This is a genomic window from Corynebacterium sp. LK28 (assembly GCF_014335105.1).
Classification (GTDB): domain Bacteria; phylum Actinomycetota; class Actinomycetes; order Mycobacteriales; family Mycobacteriaceae; genus Corynebacterium; species Corynebacterium macclintockiae.
In genome coordinates this window covers 23,870-49,468 of sequence record NZ_PDGZ01000012.1, presented here as the reverse complement: position 1 = coordinate 49,468, position 25,599 = coordinate 23,870, and the positions used below count along the sequence as shown (strand labels likewise).

General features: G+C 61.8%; 31 protein-coding genes. 9 read left to right on the top strand and 22 right to left on the bottom strand.

Translation table 11 applies throughout. From position 1 onward, the window contains the following. Positions 1-17: 17 nt before the first annotated feature. A complete protein-coding gene (locus tag CRD15_RS06410) occupies positions 18-1,601 on the top strand; it encodes a dolichyl-phosphate-mannose--protein mannosyltransferase (RefSeq protein ID WP_187402272.1) in 1,584 nt (527 codons plus the stop codon). Between the two features lie 32 nt (positions 1,602-1,633). Here the strand turns inward: CRD15_RS06410 and CRD15_RS06405 are convergent, their stop codons facing one another. The 6 genes from CRD15_RS06405 to CRD15_RS06380 form a co-directional block, all read right to left on the bottom strand. Then, entirely contained in the window at positions 1,634-2,422 is a 789-nt protein-coding gene (locus CRD15_RS06405) for a zf-HC2 domain-containing protein (protein ID WP_034967413.1), read from the bottom strand. A 31-nt stretch (positions 2,423-2,453) separates the two neighbouring features. Continuing rightward, positions 2,454-2,876 carry a DoxX family protein gene (locus CRD15_RS06400; RefSeq protein WP_080716729.1) on the bottom strand — a complete coding sequence of 141 codons (423 nt, stop codon included), beginning with the start codon at positions 2,874-2,876 and terminating at the stop codon, positions 2,454-2,456. A 15-nt stretch (positions 2,877-2,891) separates the two neighbouring features. Beyond that, the gene (gene glpR / locus CRD15_RS06395; RefSeq protein ID WP_187402182.1) at positions 2,892-4,268 is read right to left on the bottom strand and encodes a gephyrin-like molybdotransferase receptor GlpR; all 1,377 of its coding nucleotides are present in this window, start codon (positions 4,266-4,268) and stop codon (positions 2,892-2,894) included. A gap of 98 nt (positions 4,269-4,366) precedes the next feature. Beyond that, the gene (locus tag CRD15_RS06390; RefSeq protein WP_187402181.1) at positions 4,367-5,089 is read right to left on the bottom strand and encodes a GNAT family N-acetyltransferase; all 723 of its coding nucleotides are present in this window, start codon (positions 5,087-5,089) and stop codon (positions 4,367-4,369) included. Between the two features lie 7 nt (positions 5,090-5,096). Then, positions 5,097-6,410, bottom strand: coding sequence for a gephyrin-like molybdotransferase Glp (glp, locus tag CRD15_RS06385; RefSeq protein WP_187402180.1), 1,314 nt, complete (start codon positions 6,408-6,410; stop codon positions 5,097-5,099). 30 nt (positions 6,411-6,440) lie between these two features. Next, entirely contained in the window at positions 6,441-7,358 is a 918-nt protein-coding gene (locus CRD15_RS06380; RefSeq protein ID WP_034967423.1) for a UTP--glucose-1-phosphate uridylyltransferase, read from the bottom strand. Positions 7,359-7,466: 108 nt separating this feature from the next. Between CRD15_RS06380 and CRD15_RS06375 the strand changes: the two genes are divergently transcribed. Together CRD15_RS06375 and mscL are read left to right on the top strand one after the other, a co-directional pair. Continuing rightward, positions 7,467-8,072: a 5-formyltetrahydrofolate cyclo-ligase gene (locus CRD15_RS06375; RefSeq protein WP_187402179.1), complete on the top strand. Its 606-nt coding sequence runs from the start codon at positions 7,467-7,469 to the stop codon at positions 8,070-8,072. A 51-nt stretch (positions 8,073-8,123) separates the two neighbouring features. Continuing rightward, a complete protein-coding gene (gene mscL, locus CRD15_RS06370; protein ID WP_034967429.1) occupies positions 8,124-8,555 on the top strand; it encodes a large conductance mechanosensitive channel protein MscL in 432 nt (143 codons plus the stop codon). Positions 8,556-8,563: 8 nt separating this feature from the next. On the opposite strand, the gene CRD15_RS06365 is transcribed toward mscL, so the two are convergent. From CRD15_RS06365 to CRD15_RS06335, 7 genes are all read right to left on the bottom strand, one after another. Next, positions 8,564-8,758 carry a hypothetical protein gene (locus tag CRD15_RS06365; RefSeq protein WP_187402178.1) on the bottom strand — a complete coding sequence of 65 codons (195 nt, stop codon included), beginning with the start codon at positions 8,756-8,758 and terminating at the stop codon, positions 8,564-8,566. A gap of 1 nt (position 8,759) precedes the next feature. Then, a complete protein-coding gene (locus tag CRD15_RS06360) occupies positions 8,760-9,347 on the bottom strand; it encodes a molybdenum cofactor biosynthesis protein B (protein ID WP_051873983.1) in 588 nt (195 codons plus the stop codon). A gap of 135 nt (positions 9,348-9,482) precedes the next feature. Next, complete coding sequence (locus tag CRD15_RS06355) at positions 9,483-10,973, bottom strand: S1C family serine protease (RefSeq protein ID WP_187402177.1); 1,491 nt, start codon at positions 10,971-10,973, stop codon at positions 9,483-9,485. A gap of 112 nt (positions 10,974-11,085) precedes the next feature. Continuing rightward, a complete protein-coding gene (locus CRD15_RS06350) occupies positions 11,086-12,531 on the bottom strand; it encodes a cell wall metabolism sensor histidine kinase WalK (RefSeq protein WP_255463774.1) in 1,446 nt (481 codons plus the stop codon). Positions 12,532-12,641: 110 nt separating this feature from the next. Beyond that, positions 12,642-13,337 carry a response regulator transcription factor gene (locus tag CRD15_RS06345; protein ID WP_034972554.1) on the bottom strand — a complete coding sequence of 232 codons (696 nt, stop codon included), beginning with the start codon at positions 13,335-13,337 and terminating at the stop codon, positions 12,642-12,644. 141 nt (positions 13,338-13,478) lie between these two features. Then, the gene (gene rpmF / locus CRD15_RS06340; RefSeq protein WP_011273951.1) at positions 13,479-13,646 is read right to left on the bottom strand and encodes a 50S ribosomal protein L32; all 168 of its coding nucleotides are present in this window, start codon (positions 13,644-13,646) and stop codon (positions 13,479-13,481) included. Positions 13,647-13,713: 67 nt separating this feature from the next. Continuing rightward, on the bottom strand, positions 13,714-13,977 hold the full coding sequence (locus CRD15_RS06335) for a type B 50S ribosomal protein L31 (RefSeq protein ID WP_005293662.1): 264 nt from the start codon (positions 13,975-13,977) through the stop codon (positions 13,714-13,716). 449 nt (positions 13,978-14,426) lie between these two features. On the opposite strand from CRD15_RS06335, the gene rpmB reads away from it, so the two are divergent. The 6 genes from rpmB to CRD15_RS06305 all read left to right on the top strand — a co-directional run bounded on the left by rpmB (position 14,427) and on the right by CRD15_RS06305 (position 17,358). After that, a complete protein-coding gene (gene rpmB, locus CRD15_RS06330) occupies positions 14,427-14,663 on the top strand; it encodes a 50S ribosomal protein L28 (RefSeq protein ID WP_034967450.1) in 237 nt (78 codons plus the stop codon). 2 nt (positions 14,664-14,665) lie between these two features. After that, complete coding sequence (gene rpmG / locus CRD15_RS06325) at positions 14,666-14,830, top strand: 50S ribosomal protein L33 (protein WP_005279910.1); 165 nt, start codon at positions 14,666-14,668, stop codon at positions 14,828-14,830. A gap of 3 nt (positions 14,831-14,833) precedes the next feature. Next, positions 14,834-15,139 carry a 30S ribosomal protein S14 gene (gene rpsN / locus CRD15_RS06320; RefSeq protein ID WP_034967453.1) on the top strand — a complete coding sequence of 102 codons (306 nt, stop codon included), beginning with the start codon at positions 14,834-14,836 and terminating at the stop codon, positions 15,137-15,139. 15 nt (positions 15,140-15,154) lie between these two features. Then, positions 15,155-15,403: a 30S ribosomal protein S18 gene (gene rpsR, locus CRD15_RS06315; RefSeq protein WP_005293672.1), complete on the top strand. Its 249-nt coding sequence runs from the start codon at positions 15,155-15,157 to the stop codon at positions 15,401-15,403. Positions 15,404-15,669: 266 nt separating this feature from the next. Then, positions 15,670-16,395 carry an RDD family protein gene (locus tag CRD15_RS06310; protein ID WP_237744550.1) on the top strand — a complete coding sequence of 242 codons (726 nt, stop codon included), beginning with the start codon at positions 15,670-15,672 and terminating at the stop codon, positions 16,393-16,395. Positions 16,396-16,416: 21 nt separating this feature from the next. Then, positions 16,417-17,358, top strand: a complete 942-nt coding sequence (locus CRD15_RS06305) for an AEC family transporter (protein ID WP_035008481.1) — start codon at positions 16,417-16,419, stop codon at positions 17,356-17,358. Positions 17,359-17,369: 11 nt separating this feature from the next. Here CRD15_RS06305 and CRD15_RS06300 read toward each other — a convergent pair whose 3' ends face one another. From CRD15_RS06300 to CRD15_RS06260, 9 genes are all read right to left on the bottom strand, one after another. Further along, positions 17,370-17,858: a CD225/dispanin family protein gene (locus CRD15_RS06300; protein ID WP_187402175.1), complete on the bottom strand. Its 489-nt coding sequence runs from the start codon at positions 17,856-17,858 to the stop codon at positions 17,370-17,372. 116 nt (positions 17,859-17,974) lie between these two features. Further along, positions 17,975-18,397 carry a DUF2752 domain-containing protein gene (locus CRD15_RS06295; protein ID WP_187402174.1) on the bottom strand — a complete coding sequence of 141 codons (423 nt, stop codon included), beginning with the start codon at positions 18,395-18,397 and terminating at the stop codon, positions 17,975-17,977. After that, positions 18,388-19,581, bottom strand: coding sequence for an acetyl-CoA C-acetyltransferase (locus tag CRD15_RS06290; protein ID WP_043012652.1), 1,194 nt, complete (start codon positions 19,579-19,581; stop codon positions 18,388-18,390). The genes CRD15_RS06295 and CRD15_RS06290 overlap by 10 nt, the downstream gene beginning before the upstream one ends. A gap of 108 nt (positions 19,582-19,689) precedes the next feature. After that, complete coding sequence (locus tag CRD15_RS06285; RefSeq protein ID WP_034967475.1) at positions 19,690-20,331, bottom strand: CoA transferase subunit B; 642 nt, start codon at positions 20,329-20,331, stop codon at positions 19,690-19,692. Then, positions 20,328-21,104: a CoA transferase subunit A gene (locus tag CRD15_RS06280; protein WP_043012651.1), complete on the bottom strand. Its 777-nt coding sequence runs from the start codon at positions 21,102-21,104 to the stop codon at positions 20,328-20,330. Before CRD15_RS06280 ends, CRD15_RS06285 begins: the two co-directional genes overlap by 4 nt. Before the next feature lie 73 nt (positions 21,105-21,177). After that, the gene (locus CRD15_RS06275) at positions 21,178-22,872 is read right to left on the bottom strand and encodes an AMP-binding protein (protein ID WP_034967483.1); all 1,695 of its coding nucleotides are present in this window, start codon (positions 22,870-22,872) and stop codon (positions 21,178-21,180) included. Positions 22,873-22,973: 101 nt separating this feature from the next. After that, positions 22,974-23,855, bottom strand: coding sequence for a CoA ester lyase (locus CRD15_RS06270; protein WP_187402173.1), 882 nt, complete (start codon positions 23,853-23,855; stop codon positions 22,974-22,976). Beyond that, positions 23,848-24,345: a MaoC family dehydratase gene (locus CRD15_RS06265; RefSeq protein WP_034967489.1), complete on the bottom strand. Its 498-nt coding sequence runs from the start codon at positions 24,343-24,345 to the stop codon at positions 23,848-23,850. Before CRD15_RS06265 ends, CRD15_RS06270 begins: the two co-directional genes overlap by 8 nt. Positions 24,346-24,426: 81 nt before the next feature. Continuing rightward, entirely contained in the window at positions 24,427-25,596 is a 1,170-nt protein-coding gene (locus CRD15_RS06260; RefSeq protein WP_187402172.1) for an acyl-CoA dehydrogenase family protein, read from the bottom strand. Positions 25,597-25,599 lie beyond the last annotated feature (3 nt).

Here is a 25,599-nt window from a genome sequence, read left to right as displayed (position 1 = left end):
GCTCCGTGCCCTCGACAATGACTACTGACCAGCAAGCCATCCATGGAAGTGACGCGCCCGCCGTCAGCGATTCGACGGGCTCCGATCACTCGCGGACTTTCGCTTTTACGCGGTGGAAGGGCATTCTGGTCTCCTTGGGCATCCTGGGTGCTCTCAGTCGCCTATTGATGCTGCACCGTCCGACGGATGCCGGCACGCCTATCTTTGACGAGAAGCACTATGTGCCACAGGCGTGGCAGGTAATGCAAAGCTGGGACAACCCATTCATCGGTGGTATCGAGGACAACCCGGGTTATGGCCTGGTCGTTCACCCGCCCCTCGGTAAGCAGATCGAGGCCATTGGCATGATTCTGTTCGGCTACACGCCGTGGGGTTGGCGCATCATGGCCGCACTCCTCGGTGTGGCTGCAATCCTGCTGATCGCCGCCACGGCGCGCCGGATCACGAGGTCGGATCTGGTCGGGCTTTTCGCGGGCGTTATCGCCCTGTGCGACGGCATTTTGTTCGTCACCGGGCGCTCGGGAATGCTTGACCACTTCCAGGTCTTCCTGCTGTGCCTGGTCGCGTATTGCGCGGTGCGCGATGCCGAGCAGATGGAGCAGCGCTTCCAGCACGTATGGGCCACCGACCGCATCCACGAATCCGACTTTGGCCCCCGCATGGGCTACCGCTGGTGGCGCTTCGCCGCGGGTGTGGGTCTGGGCCTCGCGTTGGCTGTGAAGTGGAATGGTCTTTATTACATGGCCTTCTTCGGGCTGACGATCGTTGCGGTTGATTATTTTCGACGCCGCCGTTTCGGCGTCCAGCGCCCCCTTGCCGGCACCGCGATTTTCGATGCGCTGCCTTCCTTCTTCTCCGTAGTCATCGTCCCCGTGATCCTCTACGTGATCAGCTGGCGCGCATGGTTTGCCTCGGAGACGGGCGTGTTCCGCCACGCGGTGGAATCGGAGCAGTACACGAAGACGACTGGCGACTGGTTCTGGTCTTTCCTGCCCGACGTAGTGCAGAACTTCATCTACTACCACGTGTCCGTCATGCGCTTTCACACGGAGCTGACGAACTCCAACGGCCACCACCACAACTGGGAATCCAAGCCCTGGTCCTGGCTGGTTTCTAGCCGTTCGCTGCTGTACTACAGCCCCTCCAGTGACGAGGGAGTACGCAAGGTCATTCTGCTGGTCGGCACCCCTGCAATTTGGTGGTTCTGCGTTCCGGCGATTCTGTGGGGCCTGTGGTGCCTGATCGTGCATAAGGATCGCCGCTGGGTCATTCCCACCATCGGTTTCGCCGCCGGCTTCCTTCCCTGGCTCGTCAACCTGGATCGCCAGATGTACCTGTTCTACGCGGCGAACCTGGTGCCGTTTTTGGCCATCGCTATTGCGATGGCGCTGGGGCAACTCCTGCGCTGGGAAAAGCCGGAGGTTCCCAACCCCTATTCCTCGCCGAAGACCTTTGTAAAGGCTCGCCCCGGGCAGCTGCTGGTCGTCGTGTACCTCATGCTGGTGGTCTGGAACTTCCTGTACTTCCTGCCGCTGTACATCGGCGCGCCACTGTCTGATTCCGCCTTCGACATGCGCATGTGGCTGCCGTCCTGGCGCTAGCCCCCTGACCTGGCTGCCGGGGGTCTGTCGGGCTATTCCCAGTCGCGCGGGCGGGGCTCCCCTACCGCATAGGTGGAGTTGCGCCGCGCATCACTGGGACTGAAATTGATCGGTTGCGCCATCAGCGCCCGCAGCGACTGGCGTAATGGCATGAACACGTTCTGCCGGCCAGCCCAAACCACGACCAATGCCAACACCGCCGCCAAGTGAACCAGCAGCAGCCAAAGGGCGCTCAAATCCCCTGCTTCGCTGATCAGGCCCAGCACGATCTCACGGGTTGCGAAGCCGACTCCGAAAGCCCAGATAGCCAAGTAGATGGGCAAAATCGCAGAGGCCACCTTGGGGCGCCAGGCAGCCCACAGCAGACCTCCAGCCAGGGCGAAACGCATCGCCGCTGCGTCTGAGACCAGGTGTAGCTGGGACGAGGTGGCGTCATCCTCAATAGGCACCCCAAACAGCAGCGAGACGCCCCACAAAACATAAAGCACCGCAACGGCCACTAGAGCTGCGCGGCCGAGCACGAAGGGCAGTTGGCGGCGGCGAAGGCCTACGTTGATCTGGGGATCCTGATCGGCCTGCGCCAAGACCTGTTCGACCAGCGCGGCTTTGCGGTCGTCGCTATCTTCCGCGGAGCGCACCTGTTCCCCATTGGACGGCGCCGCGGCCAGGTTCAGGTTGCGTCCAAGCGCGGTGATGGTTGCATACCAGCGCTGGCAGTCCTCGCACCCGGCTAGGTGCGCGTCGACGAGGTCGTCGGACAGTGCAGCGGACTCGCCATCCAGGCGTGCGGACATAGAGGTTCTAACCTCTTGACAGTCCATTCGCTTTCCCGTCCGTGTACGTGTTCAGACCTCAGCCGAAGCGGGACAGAGCCTTATCTAGGCTTGCTCGCCCCGCGCCGAAAACAACAATCATCATAAGGGAGACCACCAGCAGCATGACAAACTCCATGCCCCCGTCAGCCACGAAAAACCCGTTGGACCAGTGAACGAAGTACAGGATAAGCGCGCTGTAGACCACGAACAGCCCAGCAACGGCGGTAGTCAGCAGTCCGACGATCAGCATTGCCCCACCGAGCATCTCCAGGATTGCAGCCGCCCAGGCGCTGATTTTCGGCTGCGGAATGTGCAGGCGCTCGAAGGTAGCGACAGTGCCCGTCACTCCGTTCATGCCGTCGATAAAAACTTTCTTCCAGCCATGGGCAATGAAAATCACGCCGGTGACTAGGCGCACGAAGAGCAGTGCCGTGTCACGGGCAGCAGGGTGGTTCAGCATACGCGGCGATCACGCTTAAACGGCACGGATGCCCGAGCGGGGATCGATGAACTCTTCGTCGCCGTCGACCACGGCCGGGCGTGTTCCGGCTGCGGGGGCAGCACCGGTACCGTGGGTTCCCTCGTGCAGGTCAAAGAAGTCGCTGCCGTCGGCGTACTCGAGGTTGCTGAAGGCCGGGTCGACCTCATCGGTTTCCAGGATCACCGCACCGGGGCGAACCAGGCGGTCCGGCACGCCCAGCTCGTTGTCCTCGGTGTTGCGCACGCCCAGGCGGGCACGGCGCATGCGCACCAGTCGGCGGTGCCGCAGCTCGCGTTCTTCGATAGCCTGGCGACGCAGCATGACCAGGTAGAACGCGGTGAAGGCGATCATGGCCACGAAGCTCAGCCAGACGGTTCCGCCCAGGTACATGCTCATGCCGAAGGTCAGCGCGGACAGCGCGAGCAGGACAAAGAGCACCTTCTTGCGGCGGTTCTGCCGCTGCCGCGCCAGCGCTGCCGATGCGACCGGGTCGTACACGCCACGTCCACGACGGGCCGCCAGGTACTTCAGGTCATCCTCGCTCAGCTCGTCGGAATCCATGAGGATGTCGATGCTCTTGTCCCGCGGTGCCTCGTCGACATCGTCGACCAGATCTGGTGACGCCTTTACGTCCCCACCACGTACGTACTCAGCAGGAACGGAGGCGTATGCGCGCTGTCGGGCATCCTTGTCTGTATCTGAGTCTGTATCTGAGTCTGCGGCTGCGTATTCACTGTCCGCGGCGTCTGCTGCCTCGGCAGTGTCAGCGGACTCGGCAGCCTCTGCAACCTCTGCAACTTCAGCGACATCGCGGATGGGCTCGAACTCGCCGGTATCCATCTCATCCTGCGTGGTGTAACGCACGGCCTTGCTCTTCGTCGCGTTCGCTTCGGCGGCGACAACCTTGTCCTCACCCTCGGAGGTTTCCTCTGCGCCCCTATCAACATCGTCGGCGGTGTCGGCGGTGTCGGCAGCATCAACAACTTCCCCGTCCACGACCTCTGCAGCGTCCGCCGCATCGTCAGAGTCGGCAACGTCCGCAGCGTCATCCACAGACGAGCTACCCTTGTTCGCCATAAACGCACGCAGGCCGCGGGACTTGCCAGCCTTCGCAGCGGAATCCTCGTCCTCTAGCAGCACGTATTCCGGCTCTGCCTCGACCAGCTCCAGCTCGTCATCATCGGAGGCCATGTACAGTCCCTCTGCGGGCTTGAGCTTGCGCTTTGCCTTGAGGGCACTTCCACCGCGGTGCAGCACCCGCGTCTCGCCCAGTGCCTGTGCGGTCCGTCGTACGGGTCTTTGGTTGCGCAGCAAAAGCGGCGCCAACAGCACCAGCCAGACGGCGGCGATGAGCAGAAGGGAGCCGGACACGAGTATCAGTTCTCCTGGAGTTTTGCGGGCGACGTGAGAAGTTCAAGTGCTTGCAACGCTACCCTTGCGCAACCGTTATCTGTGGTGCCACGCCGAGGCTAGTTTCGGTTCACAGCCAGCCCCAATACTCCGCTGTTAATGAGCCTGCGCACAACCCCGTCGGGCAGTGATTCCTCCTGAGTCTGCGCCACCAGCAAATGGTCGCGCCATTCGCCGTTGATGTGCAGGTTACGGCGCAGCTGCCCTTCGACGCGGAAGCCGGTTTTCTCTAGAACTCTTCTGGACGCCACGTTGTCAGGCATCACCGTCGCCTCTATCCTGTGCAGTCCAACGACTCGCATCCCCAAGTCCACGCCCAGCGCCACAGCTGCGGTGGCCACCCCGCAGCCCTGGAACTTCGAATGCACCCAGTAGCCGATCCAGGCATTGGAAACGGTTCCGTACTGGATGTTGCCAAGGGTGAGCTGCCCTGCGAACTGTCCGTCGACGTCGATCACCATCGGCACCACGATCCGGTCAGCCGCCAGAGCCTGCAGGTTGTGAAAGTTCCGGCGCCACGCCTGCGGGCTGTGCGCCTCTGCCCAATCCCCTTCCACTGTCGGCTCGAAAGGCTGCAGCAGTTCCTGATCCTTGATGCGCGCGGAGGTCCACTGCGGCCCGTCGGTGGCGCGCACGGGACGCAAAGCCACCGGCAGGGCGGCCGTAGGGGCGTCACTAGAAGAAAAAAGATGCCCGCGGCTCAGAACGGTTTGAGTCCGCACTTCGGCGGTAGCAGGAGCCAGTGTGGAAGAAGCCAGTGCGGCGCGCAGTCGGCTGAGCACGGCGGCGCTAGTCCTTGTTGCTCAAGAACAGTACATCCACAACCTGTCCCGGCGCGACGTCGGTCACGTCGGCCGGAACCACGATCAGGCAGTTCGCCTGGCCGTGGCTACCCAGTAGGTGAGTCGGCTCCCCGCCGTTCGCTGCGCCGAGCGGGTCGACCAGGAACTCGCGGGTCTCGCGGTCGCGCATCAGCTGGCCACGGATGAAGCCACGGCGCCCCGGTGCAGATGCCAAACCGGCGATAGTGCGGGCGGGCACCACTCGACGGGTCGCCTGACGGCGACCGCGGATCAGCTGCACCAGCGGCCGAACCATAACCTCGAACGCCACCAAGGCAGCAGACGGGTTGGCGGGCAGGAGGAACGTCGGCACTTTATCCTGGCCGAGCGTGCCAAAGCCCATCACAGAGCCGGGGTGCATGGCGACGCGCTGAATGTCCATCTCCCCCATCTCGGAGAGGATCTCGCGCAGCTCATCACTGGCCGCGCCACCGACGGCACCGGAAATCACGACGATTTCGGAGCGCAGCACCTGGCTTTCGATAACCTCCCGCATCTTGCGCGGCTCGCCAGCCAGAATGCCTACGCGGTGTACGTCGGCACCGGCCTCGCGCCCCGCGGCTGCCAGCGCATAAGAGTTCACGTCGTAGACCTGGCCCACTGCCGGATCGCGGTCGATATCCAGCAGCTCGCGGCCGAAGGAAAGCACTGACATGCGCGGACGAGGGTAAACCAGCACCTTGGAACGCCCCACGGCGGCCAGCAGTCCCACCTGGGCAGCGCCGATAACTGCGCCTTCCTCTACGACCACGTCGCCCGGCTGTACATCCGAACCCTTGCGGTGGACGAACTCCCCCGAGGCGATCGCTTCCAGCGGGCGGATCTTGCGCCCTTCCTTTTCCACCCAGTCGAGCGGCAGGACGGCATCGGCGAGGGTCGGCAGGGGCGCACCCATCTCCACCCGCACCGCCTGGCGGGGCTGCAGGCGAATCGGACGCAGGGAACCCGCGGTGACGTCACCGACGATCGGCAGGGTCTCCCGCACGCCACTGTTCTGTGCCGAGGTTTCCGCGTCCGCGTCTTCCAGCTCCCGCGGATCGGCTACCTCCCCACCCCGCGATACAGCCAAAGCTTGGCGAATATCCACGCTTCGCACCGCGTATCCGTCGATGGCGGCCTGGTCGAATCCGGGCAGCGGTTGGGTGCCTTCGACCCGTTCCGCGCAGCGCAGCCCCAGGGTCTCGGTGATGGCAATGCGCACAGGCTCCGGGGTCACCGCCGCGGAGGTAATGATTGCCAGTTGTTCTTCAACCGATCGCATGAGGGGTTCCCTTCAGCTTGGTAAAGCCTTTTAGTTCTCTTGCTCTAGGCGCTCGCGCAGCCAGCTCTTGAGGCTGGGGCCATAGGTCTCATTCTGCAATGCAAAGTCGACGCAGGCACGAATGTACCCGCCTGGGTTGCCCAGATCGTGGCGCAGGCCGTGGTGGACGATGATGTGCACGGGGTGGCCTTCGGTGATCATTAGCTCGATGGCGTCGGTGATCTGGATTTCCCCGCCCTTGCCCGGCTTGGTGCGGCGCAGCGCGTCGAAAACCTGACGATCCAGCAGGTAGCGCCCCGTCGCCACAAAGTTCGACGGTGCGTCCTCAACAGCGGGCTTCTCCACCATGCCCTTGACGATCTTCACGTCGGCGTGGTCCGCCTCGTCAATCTCAAAGACTCCATAGTTGCTGGTCTCCTCGCGCGGCACCTCGAAGGCGCAGAGCACGGAACCGCCGTACTGCTTCCGCACTGCCAGCATCTTCTCCATCACGCCCGTAGGTAGCACCAGATCGTCTGGGAGCATGACGGCGAAGCAGTCCTCGTCCTCGTCGAGCACCTCTTCAGCCAGGCCGATGGCGTGCCCCAGACCCAGTGGCTTTTCCTGCTCCACGGCCACGACGTCGATCAGTCCGTCGGTGGCGCGCACCTTATCCAGCTGTTCGGTCTTGTTGCGCTGCTCCAGGGTGGCTTCCAGCTCCGCGTCGGTATCGAAGTGGCCGAGCACTCCGCCCTTCTTCGGAGCAGTCACGATAGCCAATCGACCTGCGCCGGCATCGGCGGCCTCCTTGGCGATCAGCTCAATGCCCGGGGTATCTACAACGGGAAGCAGCTCCTTGGGGACAGTTTTGGTGGCGGGTAGGAAGCGGGTTCCAAGCCCAGCAGCCGGCACTACCACGGTGCGCAGGTCGGCTTGCTCGGACGTGGAGATCGTAGGGCTAGAAGTCATGCCGGAATAGTAGCGCTTATGATCCCCATTTTGTGCTCCACACACCGCCTATGCACAGTTTTCTTTCGCAGATCAACCATTTTGCCCGCTCCAGTAGGCTCTTAAGCGATGACCAACCCTTCTGCTCTAAAGAAACTCGTCCGCGCTGAGGTTCGCGCTGCCCGCGCTCGCCGCGTTGCCGAACGCCCCACACGCGACCGACGCATCCAGTCCCATCTCCTCGCCGCGCTCGCCGACCTCCCCTCGCCGCCGACCACCATCGGCGCCTATGTCCCCCTGCCCGGAGAGCCGGGTGGCGCCGACCTACCAACTGTTCTTGCGCGCACCGGTGCGCAGGTGTTGCTCCCCCGCGTTGTTCGTAGTGACGCCCCCCGCCTCGAAGCCCCCAGCCTCGAATGGATCGAATTCCAACCGGAGAAACCGAACCTGGTCACAGGAACGTGGGGAATCTCTGAGCCCGTAGGTAATGTAATTCACACTTTTCCGACTTGCGCAGATGTAATAGTCACTCCTGCTCTCTCGATTGATTATCATGGGACACGGCTCGGACAGGGCGGTGGCTTCTATGACCGGACTCTGGCCAACCGCCCATCGAATGTGAAAGTGTGGGCTGTGGTAGACCACGAAGAATTCACACGCACAGTACCCAGCCAGGATCACGATCTGGTCGTCGACGCAGTGCTCAACGACCTCGGTTTCTTTCCCATCATGTAGTCGCTTTTAGTGGCCGCGCATGGGGCGCGGACAAGAAAGGTCTTTAGCATCATGCTTGAAGGTTTTAAGAAGTTCATCATGCGCGGCAATGTCATGGAGCTTGCCGTAGCCGTCATCATCGGCGGTGCTTTCACTGCCATCGTTACCGCATTCACCAAAGGTATTGTCGAGCCGGTTCTGGCTCTGTTCGGCGGTTCCCCCGAGTTCGGCCTGGGCTTCCACCTGCGCGAGGGCAACCCGGCTACCTTCGTTAACCTCGGTAGCATCCTGACCGCCATCGTCAACTTCCTGATCATCGCTGCCGTTATCTACTTCCTGATGATCATGCCGATGAACAAGCTGGCCGAGATGAACGCTCGCCGCAAGGGCATCGAGCCGGAAGAGGCTGCAGCTACCGAGACTGAGCTGCTGGCCGAGATCCGCGACCTGCTGGCAGAGCAGCGCGGCGGCAACGCAGAGCCGACCGGCAAGCACGCCCACTAGTCGCTTTTCTAACCCCAGTGGGGTGGGCGCTGCTCCTCTAGGTAGCGGCGTTCCCCCTCTGCGGAAGGGCAATCGTCACCCCACTCATCCTGCACAAGGTGTGAGTGGGGTTTCGTGTTTCCGGAGGCGATGGCGTCAATAAAAGAAGAGCCCGAATCCCCACGCTGGCCGACCTTGCCGAAGAACCTGCGGCGTGCGCGCATTTTAGGCTCGGTTATTCATATCGCCAACAACGTGGCGAACCAGCGGCCCCAGGGTGGCCATGCCATCGCGGATAGCACCGCGGGAACCAGCGATGTTGACGACCACGGTGGATCCGGAAACACCAGCTACGCCGCGGGACAGGCCCGCGTCGAGGGAATTGGCTGCCAGGCCGGAAGCCCGCAGAGCCTCGGCGATACCCGGCACCTTGCGATCCAGCTCTGCGCGGGTGGCCTCCGGGGTCTTATCGCGCGGTCCAGTGCCGGTGCCGCCGATGGTCACAACCAAGTCCGCGCCACCGACAACGGCGGTCTGAATCGCTTTGCGGATGGCAGACTTGCGGGACTCGACACTCAGCACAGCGTCAACGATGAAGCCTTCTTCGTCCAGCAGCTCGGCTACCAGCTCACCGTTCTTGGCCTTCTCTTCGGGGAAGTCGGTGACCAGCACAACCATCGCGTGCACGGGTGGCTCGTCGGAAAGATTCGCGCGGGTGCGCTGTTCTGCGTCTAGGGAATGGAACAGCGCATCATCGGGCTCCGGGATCACTTCGGCCAGCCGTTCTACCTCGGCGTGGTCTACGGACTTCATGGCCGCAACCTCATTAAAGTCCGTGGACACGACTTCTGTCTTTCGAGCGACCACTTCGATCCTCCTGAAAAATAAGCGAACATAAATAAGATATCCCGTTCGGCAACGGCTGTACAGACGAACGGGAATGCAGTTTTACTCCGCCTTCGTCAGGGTCAGCTCGACCTCGCGTTCCTTACCGTCCGGACCATCCTTGACCTTGAGCTTGACCTTGTCCCCCACCGCGTGCGAGCGGATGGCGGCAATGAGGGCCACGCCGGAATCCACGCGACGCTCGTCGACATGAGTAACAACGTCCCCCTTCTTCAGACCGGCCTTGTCCGCTGGGCTGTCCTTGTTGACGTCCATGATGACTGCACCAGTCTCCGAGGAGCGGGTGTTGACCTGCGCACCGATGATGGGGTGCTCTGCCTTACCCTTTTCGATCAGCTGCTTCGAGATGCGCTCGGCCTGGTTGATCGGGATGGCAAAGCCCAGGCCGATGGAGCCAGCGGCCTCGCCACCACCGGTGGTGGCAATGACGGATGGGATGCCGATGAGCTTGCCATTCATGTCCACCAGCGCACCACCGGAATTACCGGGGTTGATGGAGGCATCTGTCTGGATAGCGTCGATGAGGGAGGCCTCGCCGCCACGCTCACCGGAAGCTTGCACAGGACGGTTCTTTGCCGACACGATACCGGTGGTGACGGTGGCCGAAAGCCCCAGCGGGGAACCGATTGCCATAACGTCCTCGCCAACGTTCACCGCGTCCGAATCGCCGAATTCGATTGGCTTGAGGTCGGTGACATCCTTCGCCTTGATCACGGCAATATCCGTCGGCGGGTCGGTTGCCACAACCTCCGCGTCGAGGGTGCGGCCATCGTTCAGGGAGACCTCTACCTTTGCGCGCCCGTCCCTGGCGGCATCGACGACGTGGTTATTCGTCAGAATCAGCCCATCGGAGGAGATGATCGAGCCGGAGCCCTCTTCACCACCGCGCTCCGTGGCGACCCTGATGGACACGACCGAGGGCAGAACCTTGTTCGCCGTATCGGTAGTACTGCCCGGCTTCACTGGGTTAGAGGCCTTGCCCTCCTTCGAGGAGGCATTGGTGTTGTTGGCATTGTCGAAGGAAGACGTCGCATTATTGCTAGACCTCTTGCTGTACACCGAGTCCATACCCACATAAGTGACGGCGGAGGCGACTACCGCGCCGACCAACAGCAATGCTGCCACGGCGGGGGTGGACCAACGCTTCCTCTCTCGGGGCTGGGGGACAAACTGATTCTCGGGCTGTGCGAGTGGATCGTTCGGCGCCGCTAGCGGGTCATTCGGCTGCGCTGGCTGCTGCACTGCCGACTGCTGCCCCGTGTACAGGTTGCCCGGCTGGGCCTGCTGGGTCGGCTGGCCCGCCTGTCCTGGCTGCCGAACCGCCGGCCCCACGTGCGTCGCCGGGTTCTGCGGCGTACCTTGCTCACCATTCCAGTGCATATTCCGACCTGGTTGCGGTCCGGCCTGCCCGTCAGGGCCGACCTTCCCATTGGGCACTGACCATCCAGAACCTCGGTAGCCGTCTTCTCCCCCACCAGAGAAGTTGGGCTCGCCGGGCATCCGCTGCCCGTCCCCTGGATTGTTATTACCCATTTGGTTGTCCTTTTCGTTCATGGCCACCAGTATGCCTGCTCTGTGTGTAGTTCAGCGGTACGAACGCTGATGGTTCTCTGCTAGTTTAAGGAAATTTTTCTCTGTCACATCGCTAACCCGGTTGTCCGGGCAGCACTACTCGCATCAACGCACCACCGTCGTCGGACTCGTCGGCCACGATAACTCCGTGGTGCCGCTCGATAACCTGCTTCACAATGGCCAGGCCAAGCCCGGATCCGGGCATCGCCCGCGCCTTGATGGACCGGTAGAAGCGGTCAAACACTTTCTCTCTGTCCTCCTTGGGGATACCAGGTCCAGAGTCCGCCACTCGGATCTCCACCTCGCTTTCGCTGAAGTCCGCGGCGCCGGAGGCTGCGGCGTCACTACCTTCACCTGCAATGGGCTGCATCCAGACACGCACCACGCCTCCCTCGGGCGACCACTTCGCCGCGTTATCCAGAAGGTTCAGCAAGGCGCGCGACAGGGCGAAAGAATCACCCCGCAGCTGCCAATCGATCAGGTGCGTGGTGAAGGTGACGTCGGGGCGCCGTCGCTGCACGCGCTCGATGCCCTGCGAGATGAGCTCGGAGATCTCCACGGTGCTCATGACCTCAGGGTTGGAGTCCTCGCGCGCAAGGTCGACAAGGTCGCCGATCAGCGAGCTCATCTCTTCGATCTGCGCGATCACGTCTCTTTCGAGGTCTTTGCGGTCTTCGTCGCTGATGCCGGGGCCACCTTCGCCCTTTCTTTGGGACGCCAACATCAGCAACTCGATGTTGGTCCGCAGCGAGGTCAGCGGCGTTTTGAGCTCGTGGGAAGCATCCGCGACGAGGTTCTTCTGTTTAATCTGCGCGTCCTGCAGTGCGTTCATCATGTTGTTGAAGGACTCGGTGAGGGAGCCCAACTCGTCGTGGGAGTACACAGGGATCTGGCGCAGCTCGCCGGTGCGCGAGACCTCATCGGCAGCGCGACGGAGTCGAGTGATCGGCTGGATACCCGAGTTCGCCACCGCAATACCCGCGATGATGGAGGCCACGATTCCGGTGACCGCAATCAGGATCAACACCAACCACAACGACTCTAGCGTCTGGTTGGTGAAGGAGATGTCCAGGCGGAGCACAATCACGCGCCCGTCGAGGGCGGCAATGGTGAACGAGCGATGGTCGCCATCCGTCTGGAACACGTAGGGATCGTCGCCGACCAGCACACTGATTTCGTCAGGGCTGAGGATGCCTTCGAACTTCTGCACATCAGCGCGGCGCCCTGCTTGTTCGGCGGGGACAATCAACACGCTCATGTTGTTGTCTGCGTCGAAGAAACGGGGGCGATAGTTTTCCCCTTCGCCGGTTTGGCTGGAGGGGAATTCGAAGCCGGCATCGATGTAAGCCTGAGCTTGCGTCTGCAGCGTCTTGTCCATCTCCTGCGACAGCACCTGCTTCACGGTGGTGTAGGAGGACAGGGTAATGATCGCAATACAGAGCATCACCACAATGGCAGTTAATCCTGCCAGGCGTACACGCAGAGACAGCCCGCGCAGGGAAAACTGCACGGACTGCATGAGGCGATCTCCCCTGCTTTCGCTTGGGTGATCGCCCTCGTCAGAGGCGGGGGACGCTAGTGCGGGTTCAACCGCAACCGCACCTATGTCCTCCGGGAGTCTACGAAGGATCACGGGGCGGTCTCACGCAGCGCGTATCCCACTCCCCGGACTGTGTGAATCAGACGAGTCTCACCGTTGGCCTCGGTCTTGCGGCGCAGGTAGCCAATGTAGACTTCCAGGGCATTGCCGGAGGTCGGGAAATCATAGCCCCAGACTTCTTCCAGAATGCTATTGCGGGAAAGCACCTTGCGCGGGTTGTTCATCAACAACTCCAGCAGCGCGAACTCGGTGCGGGTCAGGCTGATCTGGCGGTCTCCGCGATAGACGTCGCGAGTTTCCTGGTTCAGGGTCAGGTCCTCGAAGCGCAGCGGCTCGCTAGCTTCGCCCTCTTGGATTGCCGGGCGGGCGGCGCGGCGGAACAGCGATCTGGTACGCGCCAGCAGCTCCTCCAGGGCGAAGGGCTTCGGCAGGTAGTCATCCGCGCCCGCATCGAGGCCGGCGACGCGCTCGGAGACCGAATCGCGGGCGGTAAGCAGCAGGATGGGCAGGTCATCACCGTGGCTGCGCAGCTCGCGGCATACGTCCAGCCCGTCCTTCTTCGGCATCATGACGTCCAGGATGGCCAGGTCAGGCCTTTCCTCTGCGATGAGTTTCAGGGCTTCTTCACCATCGGTTGCCAGCACGACGGTGTAGCCATTGAAGATCAGGGAGCGGCGCAGGGATTCGCGCACAGCCTGATCGTCATCTACAACAAGAATCTTCATGCGCTCCATTGTGCCTACGAATTCCTCTCAATGCCCGTGCGCAACGACTTTTTTAAAGAAAGCACAGGTTTTCAGACCTTTTCTGTGCATGCAAAATCCCCGCCACACGATGTGCGACGGGGATAACGCGATCAGTTGGAACTAGTCCAGGTCGATGAGGCCCAGCTGGGCGGCCTTCACCAGTCGGCGAGGAATCTGAACATCCTGGCCCTGAACCTTAACGTGCTGCAGAGCAACGTTATCGGCCTTCCACTGGGAACGGCGGGAGTGCGTGTTTGCACGGGACATACGGCGCTTCGGAACTGCCATTGTCGTCTACCTCCTTATTAAAGGTATGAAATTGGTTTCTTGTGATCTGCTGTGGTGTGAAGAGGTCTTACTTCTTCTTGCGGCGGGTCATGTTGCCGTAGCGGCGCTGGAACTTCTCCACGCGGCCGGCGGTATCCATGACGCGCTGAGCGCCGGTCCAGAAGGGGTGGGACTCGCTAGTCACGTCAACGACGATGAGCGGGTACTCGTTGCCGTCTTCCCATTCAACGGTGCGGTCGGAGGTAGCGGTGGAGCGAGTGATGAACTGGTGGCCAGTGCTCGCATCCTTGAAGACTACGGGGTGGTAGTCAGGGTGGATATCCTTCTTCATGGTTTCCTTCTATTCCCTAGGAGTGTGTACAACAGGTCGGTCCTGCGCATCCCTTGCGCGGGTCGTGCCTGAGTCGGGTCATAAAAAGCAGCGCGCCTTCTTCATTGACGCCCCTTAGGCCACTCGTCTACCGAGCCCCACGAGGGCGCGACAAAGTTGGTCGCACGACGAGGAACTATGATAGCGAAAGAACAGGCCATTATTAAAATCGCGTTTCCCATGCTGGAACGGGGTGCAGTGGGGACCAAGGGGCGTCATAAACAGCGATTAGGTTATGGCGCCACGGTGCGGTAACGTTAGCTCCCGCTGTTGTCTATGTAAACGTCATCGCCGGACGGAAGCAGACTAAAAACAGCGTCCCACCACGTAAAATACATGGCCTGTCTAACCATGGGTTTTAGCTGTGCGCGGCGCTGCTATCTGTACCCTCCGGTGGAAGGAGAAAACCCATGTCGGCATATTGCCAGGTCACGGGACGCAAGCCGGGTTTCGGCAAGTCTGTGTCCCACTCGCACCGCCGCACGAACCGTCGCTGGAACCCGAACATCCAGCGTCGTACGTTCTACCTGCCCTCTGAGGGCCGTTCCATCACGCTGAACGTGTCCACCAAGGGCCTGAAGACCATCGACCGTGACGGCATCGAGTCTGTCGTTGCCAAGATCCGAGCCCGTGGGGAGAAGATCTAACTATGGCACGTAACGATATCCGCCCAATCATCAAGCTGAAGTCTACGGCTGGCACCGGTTACACCTACGTCACCCGTAAGAACAAGCGCAACAACCCGGATCGCATCACTCTGAAGAAGTTCGATCCGATTGCCCGCAAGCACGTCGAATTCCGCGAGGAGCGATAATCTATGGCTAAGAAGTCCATGATCGCGAAGAACGAGCAGCGCAAGGAAATCGTCGCCCGCTACGCGGAGCGTCGCGCCGAGCTCAAGAAGATCATCAAGAACCCGAACAGCACCGACGAAGAGCGTCTGGATGCACAGTGGGAGCTGAACCGTCAGCCCCGCGACGCTTCCCCAGTTCGCGTCCGTAACCGCGATGCAGCCGATGGCCGCCCGCGCGGCTACCTGCGTAAGTTCGGCCTGTCCCGTGTACGTGTCCGCGAAATGGCTCACCGCGGTGAGCTGCCGGGCGTACGCAAGTCCAGCTGGTAAGGGGGAGCTTTAAAAATGAAGCGCACCAACATGAAGAAGGCGCGGATGGAACAGTCCCGCCGCCCGAAGAAGAACCCGCTCAAGGCCGAGGGCATTGAGACGGTTGACTACAAGAACTACGACCTGCTGCGTAAGTTCATCTCCGAGCGTGGCAAGATTCGCTCTCGCCGCGTGACGGGCCTGACCCCGCAGCAGCAGCGCCAGGTTGCCACCGCCGTGAAGAACGCGCGCGAGATGGCACTCCTGCCCTTCCACAGCCGCTAAGCCCGCTAAGCCGCTGTGTCCTTTGGGGTTGGCAGCCTAAGGTTCCAGCCCGAAGACGTTTAACAGACACGACTAAGACCCACGCCCCGTGCTAACAAGCACGAGACAGGCGGTGGGTCTTTTTCGTTTGCTTGCTCGCTTTTCCTGGCCCCCTCCCCTCCTAACCCCTCCCCTACGAGACGCAAACAATGTGTCCGCTATGCTGGCACAGTGACACTTTGAGCCTCATCTATGGCCACAGCTACACACAGTTAGGATTTTTGCAGTTGAGCAACAACTACCCCAATAACAACTTCGGCTCCAGTGGCGATCTGCCGGACTACAACGACTACACCAGTGGCAACTCCGGGCAGGCGAACCCTTACGAGCAGTCTGGTTATGACCAGTCTGGTTATGGGCAGTCCAATGGCTACGGCACCCCGGCTTACCCGAGTGCACCCCAGTACGACAGCATGCCGAACAACGCGATGCAGTCCAACGGCATGTTCGGCAACGACCGCCCAGGTGCCTGGAAGCGCTTCCTGGGATTGATCATCGACAGCCTCTTGGTTCAAGTGATGCTCGGTGGCACTTTGCTGTTAATTATCTGTGGCCAGGATCTAGAGGACTGGTACAACGCTCTGAAAGTCGCCAACTCCCCCGAAGAGGCAAACGAACTGTTCCCGAGCGGTAAATTGGCCATCTGGGGCCTAATCATGCTGGTCGTCTGGTTAACCTACCGTGTCCTCATGGAATCTAAGAAGGGAGCCAGCCTCGGCAAGATGGCCATCGGTGCCCGTGTAATTTCCGTTGACGGGCAAAACCTCACCCCGGTAGAGTCGCTGAAGCGTAACGGCTGGTACATCATCGGCACTGTCCTGGGCCTGATCCCTTTGGTCGGCTCCTATCTGGCGCTGGCTCTCTACATTGTTGTAGGCGTGACTATTGGCCGCAGCCCGGAGAAGCAGTCCTTCACCGATAAGTTCGCCAAGGCTTACGTGGTCAACAAGTAAACCCCATAGCCTAAACAACTCATGCTGAACGTCCTCTCCGGCTTTGCCGTCGTTATCTTCGTCATAGCGATCGGCTTCGGAGTAGGGCGTTTTCGCCTTCTGGGGCCGAATGCAGTCTATTCCCTGAACATGTTCGTGTTCTGGATCGCGCTTCCCTGCACGTTGATCACGTTCATGGCCAAGACGGATATTGCCCAGCTCTTCGGTCCAAACCTACTTGTGGTGGCACTGTCCACCCTCACGACAGGCTTCTTGGCTTTCCTCGGCTACCGCTGGATCACCCGCCGCTCCACCGAGGATTCCATCATTGCGATGCTGGCGTGCACCTATTGCAACGGCTCCAACCTGGGAATCCCGCTGGCTGCGCACTTGATGGATGACCCCACCCTCACCCTCCCCGTCATCTTGTTCCAGGTCGGTTTCTACGGCCCGCTGAGCGTGCTGGCCCTAGACATGCGCACCGGCAAGCGCAACACGAACTTCGTGCGCTCTACCCTGCTGACGATCCTGAAGAACCCCCTGATCATCGGCGCCACCATCGGCATCGTCATCTCCCTGCTGCAGCACAACACAGGCTTCGTTCTGCCGTCACTCTTCGCGGATCCGTTGGGGATCATCGCGGACGCTACCGTCGGCTGCGCACTGATCGCCTTCGGCATGTCCATGGCCGAGGTGCGGGTGCTCCAGCCCGAGCTGTCGCCCCGTCGCTCGGTATGGGCAGCGTCGCTGATCAAAACCGTTGTCCACCCCGCTATCGCCGCGTTTTTTGGTGTTGTTCTTTTTGACGCCTCGTCTCAGCTGCTTTTGGCCATGGTGCTCCTGGCAGCCCTCCCGACTGGCCAGAACGTATTCACCTATGCCCAGCGTTTCGGTGTGAATAAAGTTCTAGCGCGAGACACCGCGGTGGTTTCCACGGGGCTCGCGCTACCGGTGATGGCGCTGATTATGGTGTTGGTCAGCTAAAACTCTGCCTCTCAGAGAACCTCATCGAGGGGCTTGCCAGCAAAGACAACCATCACTACGACGTACGTTATAAACATTAAACAGGTAACTACGGCACCAGCCAGAGCTAGGTTCCGCGCCGTATCTGACGCACTCTTCGCCCCGGCATAGTCCCCTTGTTCCCAGCGCCCCTCCACTAGGGAGGAGAAATAAATGCCCACTGCTGCCACGGGTGAGCAGCACATGATCGTGATCACAATAGTGGCCCAAAGCCAGTTGTCCGGTGCAGTGCGCCCCACACCTGGCTGGTATTCCTGCCCTAGCTGGGCGCCGTAACCGGCTGATTGGTTCGGATAACGATTCTGGTAGCTGCCATAACTCGGAGGCTGCGTTGGCTTCGGGTGCTGGTTGTTTCCAGGATTAGAGTTTTGGCTGTAGCCGCTGTTGTAGGGATAGCCCTGGCCTCCCTGCAGCCCGAAGGGATCCTCATTGGAGGGAGTCTGGTCATAGGGATTGGTCATGTGGATCCTTTGCGAGGCCGTGCTGCGAAATATGCCCCAAAAGTATCAGAGGAATGCAAGAAAGTGTTGCAACGCCGATTGCGAGATCGACTGCAAGGTCGACTGCAAAGGGGAATCTATACGCGTAGTTCCAGAAACGGCGGGAACGGCAGGATGCGCGCAACGAACCACAAGCCGATCACTATGCCCACTACCAGCGGCGCATGCCGGAAGTGTTCCCAGTTAGGGATTCGCTTCCCCCACGATCGCGCGGTCCACACCAGCCAACTCCAAGTCAGCAGTACGAGCCCGAGGATCCCAACCGCGTTGTAGTGCAGTGCTGCGCCGAAGTCCCCCTGGACCAGAGCTTGGATCATGCGCATCGATCCGCAGCCGGGGCAGTTAATGCCAAGCAGCGCCTTCGTGGGGCATACCGGGATTACCCCGCCCGGGGTCTGCGGATCGGCTGCGGCGATGGCGCAGCACGTGCACACGGCTGCTGCTCCGACAGCCAGCGGCAGCAGCTTGGCACAAGCCCCTGTGCGGAGACTTAGCGCCACAGCAGCAGCGCGTCACCCTGACCGCCACCGCCACACAGGGAGACAGCAGCCTTGCCGGCACCTCGGCGCTTCAGCTCGTGTGCCGCGTGTACCACCAGGCGGGCGCCGGAGGCTCCAATCGGGTGGCCCAGGGAGATGCCGCCGCCGTGGATGTTGGTCTTATCCAGCGGGTAGTCCAGGTCCTTGATGGACTGTGCGACGACGGAGGCGAAGGCCTCGTTGATCTCCAGGAAGTCCAGGTCGCCAGCCTCCCAGCCTGCCTTCTTCAGCGCCGCGGCGGTGGCCTGCGACGGCTGAGAGTGCAGCTTGGTATCCGGGCCAGCGGTCTGACCGTACTCGCCCAGAGTGGCCAGAATCTCCAGGCCCTTGGCCTCAGCGTTCTCGCGGGTGGTCAGCACCACCGCTGCCGCCCCGTCGGAGATCTGGGAGGAAGAGGCGGCGGTGATGGTGCCGTCCTTCACGAAGGCCGGTCGCAGCTTAGCCAGCCCCTCGGTGGTGGTGCCGGGGCGGATACCCTCGTCAGCGGAGACGGTCACGGTCTCCTTGCGACCCTTGACCTCGATCGGAACGATCTCGTCGTTAAAGATACCTTCGTTGGTCGCAGCCTCGGCCAGCTGGTGGGAACGGGCTGCGATCTCGTCCTGCTCTTCGCGGGTAATGCCGCGCTCGGCGTTACCCTCGTCAGTCTCCAGGCCCATGGCGGTGCCCTCGTTCGGATCGGACAGGCCGTCGCGCTCCAGGGAATCCTGCAGCGCCAGGGAGCCGTAGCCCTTGCCCGCGCGCACGCCCGCCGCGATGTGCGGGGCGTTCGTCATGGACTCCTGACCACCGGCGACAACGATGCTGGCATCGCCCAGGCGGATCAGGCGAGAGGCGTTAATCACGGCATCCAAGCCGGATAGGCATACCTTGTTCACGGTCATGGCGGGCACATTCATCGGGATGCCTGCGGCTACAGCGGACTGCTTCGCGGGGTTCTGTCCGGAGCCCGCCTGCACGACCTGGCCCATCAGCACGTAATCCACCTCGTTCGCCGCCACACCCGCGCGCTCCAGAACGGCCTTGATGGTCTCTGCGCCCAGATCGACCGCGCTCTTCTTCGCCAGCGCGCCGAGCATACGCCCCTGCGGGGTGCGTGCTGCGCCTACAACAACAATGTCCTTCGGGTCTTCCTGCAAGGTCATCTGATTATTCCTAACTTTCGAAACTAGTGGCGTCATCGCTTAAAAAAGCCTGCGTCGTGCCCTCAAGTATGGCACGAACGATGCTTCAGCGAAGCCGATTGAATGCTCTTACCCCAGCGCCGTTGTGTAGGGTACCGCGGTCTTTTCTTCTACCTCTTCTGTGGTGACGCCCGGTGCCAGCTCCACCAACTTCAACCCATCCTCGTCACGGTCGAAAACGGCAAGATCCGTGATGATCCGATCGACCACGCCGAGGCCGGTTGTGGGGAGGGTGAGCTCCTCGATGAGCTTCGGCTCCCCGGTTTTGGTGGTGTGATCCATGAGGACGATAACGCGGCGCGCGCCGACAACCAGATCCATGGCGCCACCCATGCCCTTGACCATCTTGCCGGGCACCATCCAGTTGGCGATGTCACCGCGAGCGTTGACCTCCATGGCACCGAGGATGGCGACGTCGATCTTTCCCGCGCGGATCATGCCGAAGCTAACGGCGGAATCGAAGTAACTGGTGCCGGGAAGTGCCGTGACGGTTTCCTTGCCCGCGTTGATGAGGTCCGGGTCGGCATGGCCCGCTTCCGGGTAGGGGCCGATACCGAGCATGCCGTTTTCCGATTGCAGGGACACGGTCACTCCCTCCGGCACGTAGTTCGGCACGAGGGTGGGCATGCCAATTCCGAGGTTGACGTACTGGCCGTCTTCGAGTTCCTGCGCGGCGCGAGCAGCCATTTCTTGTCGGGTCCAGCCGGTCATCGCACGGTCTCCTTTTCGATCATCTTGTCGGCAGCCTGTTCCGGGGAAAGTTCCACGATGCGGTGGACGAACACGCCGGGCAGGTGAATTTCGTCCGGGTCCAGCTGGCCGACCTCCACGACCTTTTCTGCCTCGACGATGCAGATCTTGCCGCTCATAGCAGCCAGGGGGTTGAAGTTGCGGGCGGTCTTGGCGAAGCGCAGGTTGCCATCCTTATCGGCAATAGCGGCGCGCACCAGGCCAAAGTCGGCGCGGATGGCGGTTTCCAGCACATAGTCCTCGCCGTCGATGGTGCGGGTTTCCTTCGCCGGGGAAGCGACCTCTACCTTGGTTTTATCGCTCTGGTCGTACTTCCACGGCATGCCGCCATCGGCCACGAGAGTGCCCACGCCGGTGCGGGTGAAGAAGGCACCGATACCGGAGCCGCCAGCGCGCAGCCGTTCAGCCAGGGTGCCTTGCGGGGTGAGTTCGACCTCCAGCTCGCCGTCTAGGTATTGGCGGGCGAACTCCTTGTTCTCCCCCACATAGCTGGCCACGATGCGGCGAAGCTGGTGATTGGCCAGTAGCAGGCCCAGGCCCCGGCCATCCAGGCCTGCGTTGTTGCTAACGGCTTCTAGGTCTTTGATCTGCGTGCGGCTGAGCTCCTCGAGCAAAACCTGCGGGATGCCGCACACCCCGAATCCGCCGACGGCCAGGGTGGCGCCGTCTTTAATGTCAGCGATTGCCTCCGCGGCGGTGCGCAGTTTTGAATGATGTGGCGCTGTGGTGCTCACGGTTGTTTCCTTTCTAACTGAATCTGTTTGGGCTCTGTTTGAGCTCTGTTTTTTTGGGGGGGTGGGTGGTTGCCTACTTCTGGTAGATCCCGAGCAGCTCCACGGCCTGTTCGCGCAGTTCAACCTTGCGCACCTTGCCCGACAGCGTCATGGGGAAGGAATCCACACACTGGACGTACTTCGGGATCTTGTGGCGGGTCAGCTCCCCGTTGCAGAATTCCCGGACTGCCGGCTGATCCAATGGGGCTGTGTCCTCACGCATAATGATGAAGGCCATCAGCTCCTCGCCGTACTTCTCGTCCGGCACACCCACGACCTGCACGTCGGAGATATCGGGGTGCGTCATGAGGAACTCTTCGATCTCGCGCGGGTAGAGGTTCTCCCCTCCGCGGATCACCATGTCCTTGGCGCGGCCGGTAATGCGGGCATAGCCTTCCTCGTCCATCGTTCCCAGGTCGCCGGAGTGCATCCAGCCGTCCTCGTCGATGGCGTCCGCGGTCTTACCCGGCATATCCCAGTAGCCCTGCATCACCAGGAATCCGCGGATCAGGATCTCGCCCTGCTCGCCACGCTTAACCGTCTCGCCGGTCTCCGGGTCGACGATCTTCACCTCAATGTGTGGGTTCGGGCGGCCGACGGTGCCCACTCGCTTCTCGATCGGATCGTCCACCAGGGTCTGGTGGTTCACCGGCGAGGTCTCCGTCATGCCATAGGCAATGGTGATCTCGTTGATGTTCATAATGTCCATCACCTGCCGCATCGTGCGGGTGGGGCAGGCAGTGCCGGACATAATGCCAGTGCGCAGGCTGGACAGGTCATAGGTCTTACCCTTGGCCTTGGCATGCTCGATCTCATCCAGTTCCGCCATGAACATCGTCGGCACACCGAACAGGCTGGTGGCCTTGCCGTGCTCCACCGCTTCCAGCACGGATTGCGGGTTGAACACGGGGGCCGCGATGATGGTCGTTGCGCCGTGGGTGATGGCGCCCAGATTGCCCATCACCATGCCGAAGCAGTGGAAGAAGGGAACGGGGATCACGACCTTGTCCTGGTCGGTGTATTGCAGGGTCTCCCCCACCAGGTAGCCGTTGTTCAGGATGTTGCGGTGGGTCAGCGTCGCGCCCTTCGCCATGCCCGTGGTACCGGAGGTGTACTGGATGTTGATGGGATCGTCCGGGTGCAGCTGCTCGCGCACCGGATTCAGGTCGAGGATGGCATGGTTGGCTAGCTCATCCCAGCGCTCGGAGCCGAAGAAGATCGTCTCCTTGTAGTTGTGGCGGCTGAACTGGCTTTCCGCCGCATCGATCATCGCGCGGTAATTAGATTCCTTGAAGCGGCCCGCGGAAAACAGCCCCTTCACGCCCGACTGCCCCATGGCGTAGACAAGCTCTTTGTGCCGGTAGGAGGGGTTGATGCAGACCAGGATCGCACCGATCTCGGCAGTGGCAAACTGCACCAGCGTCCACTCCCAGCGGTTCGGCGCCCAGATTCCGATACGGTCGCCCTTTCGATAGCCGGCAGCGTGCAGCCCAGAGGCCAGGCGCTGCACCTTGCGGTAGAACTCCGTGTACGTCAGGTGGACATCGCCATAGAAGTCGATGACCGCGTCATGCTCCGGGTATTCGGCCACAATGCGGGCGAGGCACTGGCCGATGGTCTCGTCCAGCAGCTCCACGTCGGTGCGACCGACCTGGTGGGACAAAGTGGGGTCAAGGTCCGCCGGGTCGGAGAGCACGATCGGGCGGTCGTTACGAGTCGGGGTAGTCATTGGGCATCAACCTTTGTTTTGAAGGACTGTGTCCTGTGAAGAACTGTGCTTAAGGGATTAAGGGACTGTGAGGGAAGAAGCGAGCAGGTAAAGCAAGGTATCTAGCGGATTCTGGCGGCAATCACTTCGGCCTGGCGCAGCAGTGGTGCGTCGATCATCTGGCCATCCAAGGCGAAAGCCCCGGAGTTCTCGGCGGCGCCTTCGATCACCCGGCGCGCCCAGGTGGCTTGCTCCTCTGTAGGCGCATAGGCCTCTCGGATGGCGGGCACCAGCCCCGGGTGGATGGACACAGTGGCGGCGAAACCACTGGCCGCGGCGTCGACCGCCTCCGCCCTGGCACCCTCGATATCCTTCGTGTCTGCGTGAATGGAATCCAGCGCCACGATGCCCGCAGCTGCAGCGTGCATCAGCACCATCGCGCGGGTCAGCCGAGGCACTTCGCGGTAACCGCCCGGGTGACCAGAAGGGCCACCGCCTGGTGTGGGAACTTCGTCCGCGCCATAGCGCGAGCTGGTTCCCCCAACCGCAGCGGTGAGGTCTTCTGCTCCCCAGAACAGGGCAACGACCTGCGGGTCTGCGGCGATCTCGGCGAGGTTCACCACTCCCCGGGGAGTTTCGATCAGGGCGATAGCGCGGAAGTCAGCTGGAAGTGCCGGGCGGTTGGAATAGGCGTCAGTAAAAGAGACAGCGCTTTCGACCTTCGGCACCATGACGGTCCTCAACGGCGAGTCCACGACGGCGGCGATATCCGCGGCGAAATCGGAGGAATCGACTGCGTTAATGCGCACGATCGTCCGCTCCGGGTCCAGGTCCGCGTTGATGACGTTCTGCCTGGCCTCGGCGCGATTCTCGGCGCGGCAGCCGTCCTCCAGGTCAAGGATGACCATGTCGGAACGTTCGGCGGCCTTGGAGAAGCGCTCGGGGCGATCGGCGGGGGCGAACAGCAGCGCGGGGCCTTTCGGCAGCCAAGGGGTGTTAGACATCGCCGCCCCCTTCCGGCGCGCACTGCATCAGCGTCTTGCGCGTGGCCTTGCACACGATGGTGCCGTCTTGGTTACGCCCGATGTGCTCCAACTCCACGATGCCCTGCCCCGGCCGCGACTTCGACAGTCGCTTGCCCACGCAGCGCGTTTCGGCGTAGAGGGTATCGCCGTGGAACATGGGGGCGGGGAAGGAAATCTCGCTGAACCCCAGGTTGGCCACGATGGTGCCGAGGGAAAGCTGGCTCACGGACAGCCCCACCACCGTCGACAACGTGAACATGGAGTTCACCAGCCGCTCGCCGCGGAAGCCATCCTGAGTGGCAGCCCAGGCCGCATCGATGTGCAGCGGCTGGGTGTTCATGGTCATGGTCGTGAACAGCGTGTTGTCTGCCTCGGTGACGGTGCGCCCGGGCTGGTGCCGGTACACCACGCCCTCCGTGAACTCCTCGAACCACAGGCCCCGCTGCACAACTTCTTTTTCTGCGCTCATTGTCGCTGGTCTCCTTTTCCTTATGCCCTTTTTCTTTGTGACGCCTCGTCGGTATCCACGCGCTGAGGTGCTCCGCCCGACCTACACGCCCAGGGCGCGGGCGATGAGCATCTGCTGCACCTCAGTGGTGCCCTCGCCGATCTCGAGGATCTTGGAATCGCGGTAGTGACGGGCAACGCGGTATTCGTTCATGAAGCCGTAGCCGCCGTGGATCTGCGTGGCATCGCGGGCGTTATCCATAGCCGCCTCGGAGGCGACCATCTTGGCGATGGATGCCTCCTTACTGAAGTTCAGCCCCGCGGCCATCTTCGCCGCGGCGGCATACCAGGCTTGGCGGGCAGTCCAGGCGCGCGCCTCCATACGGGCGATCTTGAAGCTGATGGCCTGGTATTCGGAGATCGGCTTGCCGAAGCTAGTGCGCTCCTTGGCGTAGCGCACGCACTCGTCGACGCAGCCCTGGGCGGCACCCGTAGCCAGCGCGGCGATGGCGATGCGGCCTTCTTCGAGGATGGACAGGAAGTAGGCGAAGCCGCGGCCGCGCTCGCCGACCAGGTTCTCCTCGGGCACGCGGACGTTGTCGAAGGTCAGCGGGTGGGTGTCGGAGGCGTTCCAGCCGACCTTGTTGTAGGAGGGCTCGGCCGTGAAGCCGGGTGTGCCGGTGGGCACGATGATGGCGGAGATTTCCTTCTTCCCGTTTTCCCGCTGGCCGGTGACGGCGGTGGCGGTGACGAGGGAGGTGATGTCCGTGCCGGAGTTGGTGATGAACTGCTTGGAGCCGTTGATCACCCACTCGCCGCCGTCGAGCTTGGCGGTGGTCTTGGTGCCACCAGCATCCGATCCGGCCTCGGGCTCGGTCAGGCCGAAGCCCGCCAGGTTCTTGCCCGCCACCAGGTTGGGCAGGTAGGTCTGCTTCTGTTCATCGCTACCGAAGCGGTAGATCGGCATGATGCCCAGCGAGACTCCAGCTTCCAGGGTGATGGCGACGGACTGGTCCACGCGGGCAAGCTCTTCCAGGGCCACGCCGAGGGCCATATAATCGCCGCCCATGCCGCCGTATTCCTCGGAGATCGGCAGGCCGAACAGCCCCATCTCTCCCATCTGACGAACCACGTCGTAGGGGAAGGTGTGCTCGCGGTCGTGCTGGGCGGCGACGGGGTCGACGACGGTGTTGGCGAAGTCCTCAACGCTGGCGCGCAGCTCGTGCAGCTCGTCGGAGAGGTAGGGGTTGCGGTCTTTGGTGCTCTGGTTCATGGT

Excerpts from the sequence above, each read along its gene's own strand:
- CRD15_RS06410 (WP_187402272.1), top strand. The coding sequence starts at position 18 with ATGACTACTGACCAGCAAGCCATCCATGGAAGTGACGCGCCCGCCGTC.
- CRD15_RS06405 (WP_034967413.1), bottom strand. The coding sequence starts at position 2,422 with ATGGACTGTCAAGAGGTTAGAACCTCTATGTCCGCACGCCTGGATGGC.
- CRD15_RS06400 (WP_080716729.1), bottom strand. The coding sequence starts at position 2,876 with ATGCTGAACCACCCTGCTGCCCGTGACACGGCACTGCTCTTCGTGCGC.
- glp (WP_187402180.1), bottom strand. The coding sequence starts at position 6,410 with ATGCGATCGGTTGAAGAACAACTGGCAATCATTACCTCCGCGGCGGTG.
- CRD15_RS06380 (WP_034967423.1), bottom strand. The coding sequence starts at position 7,358 with ATGACTTCTAGCCCTACGATCTCCACGTCCGAGCAAGCCGACCTGCGC.
- CRD15_RS06375 (WP_187402179.1), top strand. The coding sequence starts at position 7,467 with ATGACCAACCCTTCTGCTCTAAAGAAACTCGTCCGCGCTGAGGTTCGC.
- mscL (WP_034967429.1), top strand. The coding sequence starts at position 8,124 with ATGCTTGAAGGTTTTAAGAAGTTCATCATGCGCGGCAATGTCATGGAG.
- CRD15_RS06365 (WP_187402178.1), bottom strand. The coding sequence starts at position 8,758 with ATGCGCGCACGCCGCAGGTTCTTCGGCAAGGTCGGCCAGCGTGGGGAT.
- CRD15_RS06360 (WP_051873983.1), bottom strand. The coding sequence starts at position 9,347 with ATGAAGTCCGTAGACCACGCCGAGGTAGAACGGCTGGCCGAAGTGATC.
- CRD15_RS06355 (WP_187402177.1), bottom strand. The coding sequence starts at position 10,973 with ATGGGTAATAACAATCCAGGGGACGGGCAGCGGATGCCCGGCGAGCCC.
- CRD15_RS06350 (WP_255463774.1), bottom strand. The coding sequence starts at position 12,531 with ATGCAGTCCGTGCAGTTTTCCCTGCGCGGGCTGTCTCTGCGTGTACGC.
- CRD15_RS06345 (WP_034972554.1), bottom strand. The coding sequence starts at position 13,337 with ATGAAGATTCTTGTTGTAGATGACGATCAGGCTGTGCGCGAATCCCTG.
- rpmF (WP_011273951.1), bottom strand. The coding sequence starts at position 13,646 with ATGGCAGTTCCGAAGCGCCGTATGTCCCGTGCAAACACGCACTCCCGC.
- CRD15_RS06335 (WP_005293662.1), bottom strand. The coding sequence starts at position 13,977 with ATGAAGAAGGATATCCACCCTGACTACCACCCCGTAGTCTTCAAGGAT.
- rpmB (WP_034967450.1), top strand. The coding sequence starts at position 14,427 with ATGTCGGCATATTGCCAGGTCACGGGACGCAAGCCGGGTTTCGGCAAG.
- rpmG (WP_005279910.1), top strand. The coding sequence starts at position 14,666 with ATGGCACGTAACGATATCCGCCCAATCATCAAGCTGAAGTCTACGGCT.
- rpsN (WP_034967453.1), top strand. The coding sequence starts at position 14,834 with ATGGCTAAGAAGTCCATGATCGCGAAGAACGAGCAGCGCAAGGAAATC.
- rpsR (WP_005293672.1), top strand. The coding sequence starts at position 15,155 with ATGAAGCGCACCAACATGAAGAAGGCGCGGATGGAACAGTCCCGCCGC.
- CRD15_RS06305 (WP_035008481.1), top strand. The coding sequence starts at position 16,417 with ATGCTGAACGTCCTCTCCGGCTTTGCCGTCGTTATCTTCGTCATAGCG.
- CRD15_RS06300 (WP_187402175.1), bottom strand. The coding sequence starts at position 17,858 with ATGACCAATCCCTATGACCAGACTCCCTCCAATGAGGATCCCTTCGGG.
- CRD15_RS06290 (WP_043012652.1), bottom strand. The coding sequence starts at position 19,581 with ATGACCTTGCAGGAAGACCCGAAGGACATTGTTGTTGTAGGCGCAGCA.
- CRD15_RS06285 (WP_034967475.1), bottom strand. The coding sequence starts at position 20,331 with ATGACCGGCTGGACCCGACAAGAAATGGCTGCTCGCGCCGCGCAGGAA.
- CRD15_RS06275 (WP_034967483.1), bottom strand. The coding sequence starts at position 22,872 with ATGACTACCCCGACTCGTAACGACCGCCCGATCGTGCTCTCCGACCCG.
- CRD15_RS06270 (WP_187402173.1), bottom strand. The coding sequence starts at position 23,855 with ATGTCTAACACCCCTTGGCTGCCGAAAGGCCCCGCGCTGCTGTTCGCC.
- CRD15_RS06265 (WP_034967489.1), bottom strand. The coding sequence starts at position 24,345 with ATGAGCGCAGAAAAAGAAGTTGTGCAGCGGGGCCTGTGGTTCGAGGAG.
- CRD15_RS06260 (WP_187402172.1), bottom strand. The coding sequence starts at position 25,596 with ATGAACCAGAGCACCAAAGACCGCAACCCCTACCTCTCCGACGAGCTG.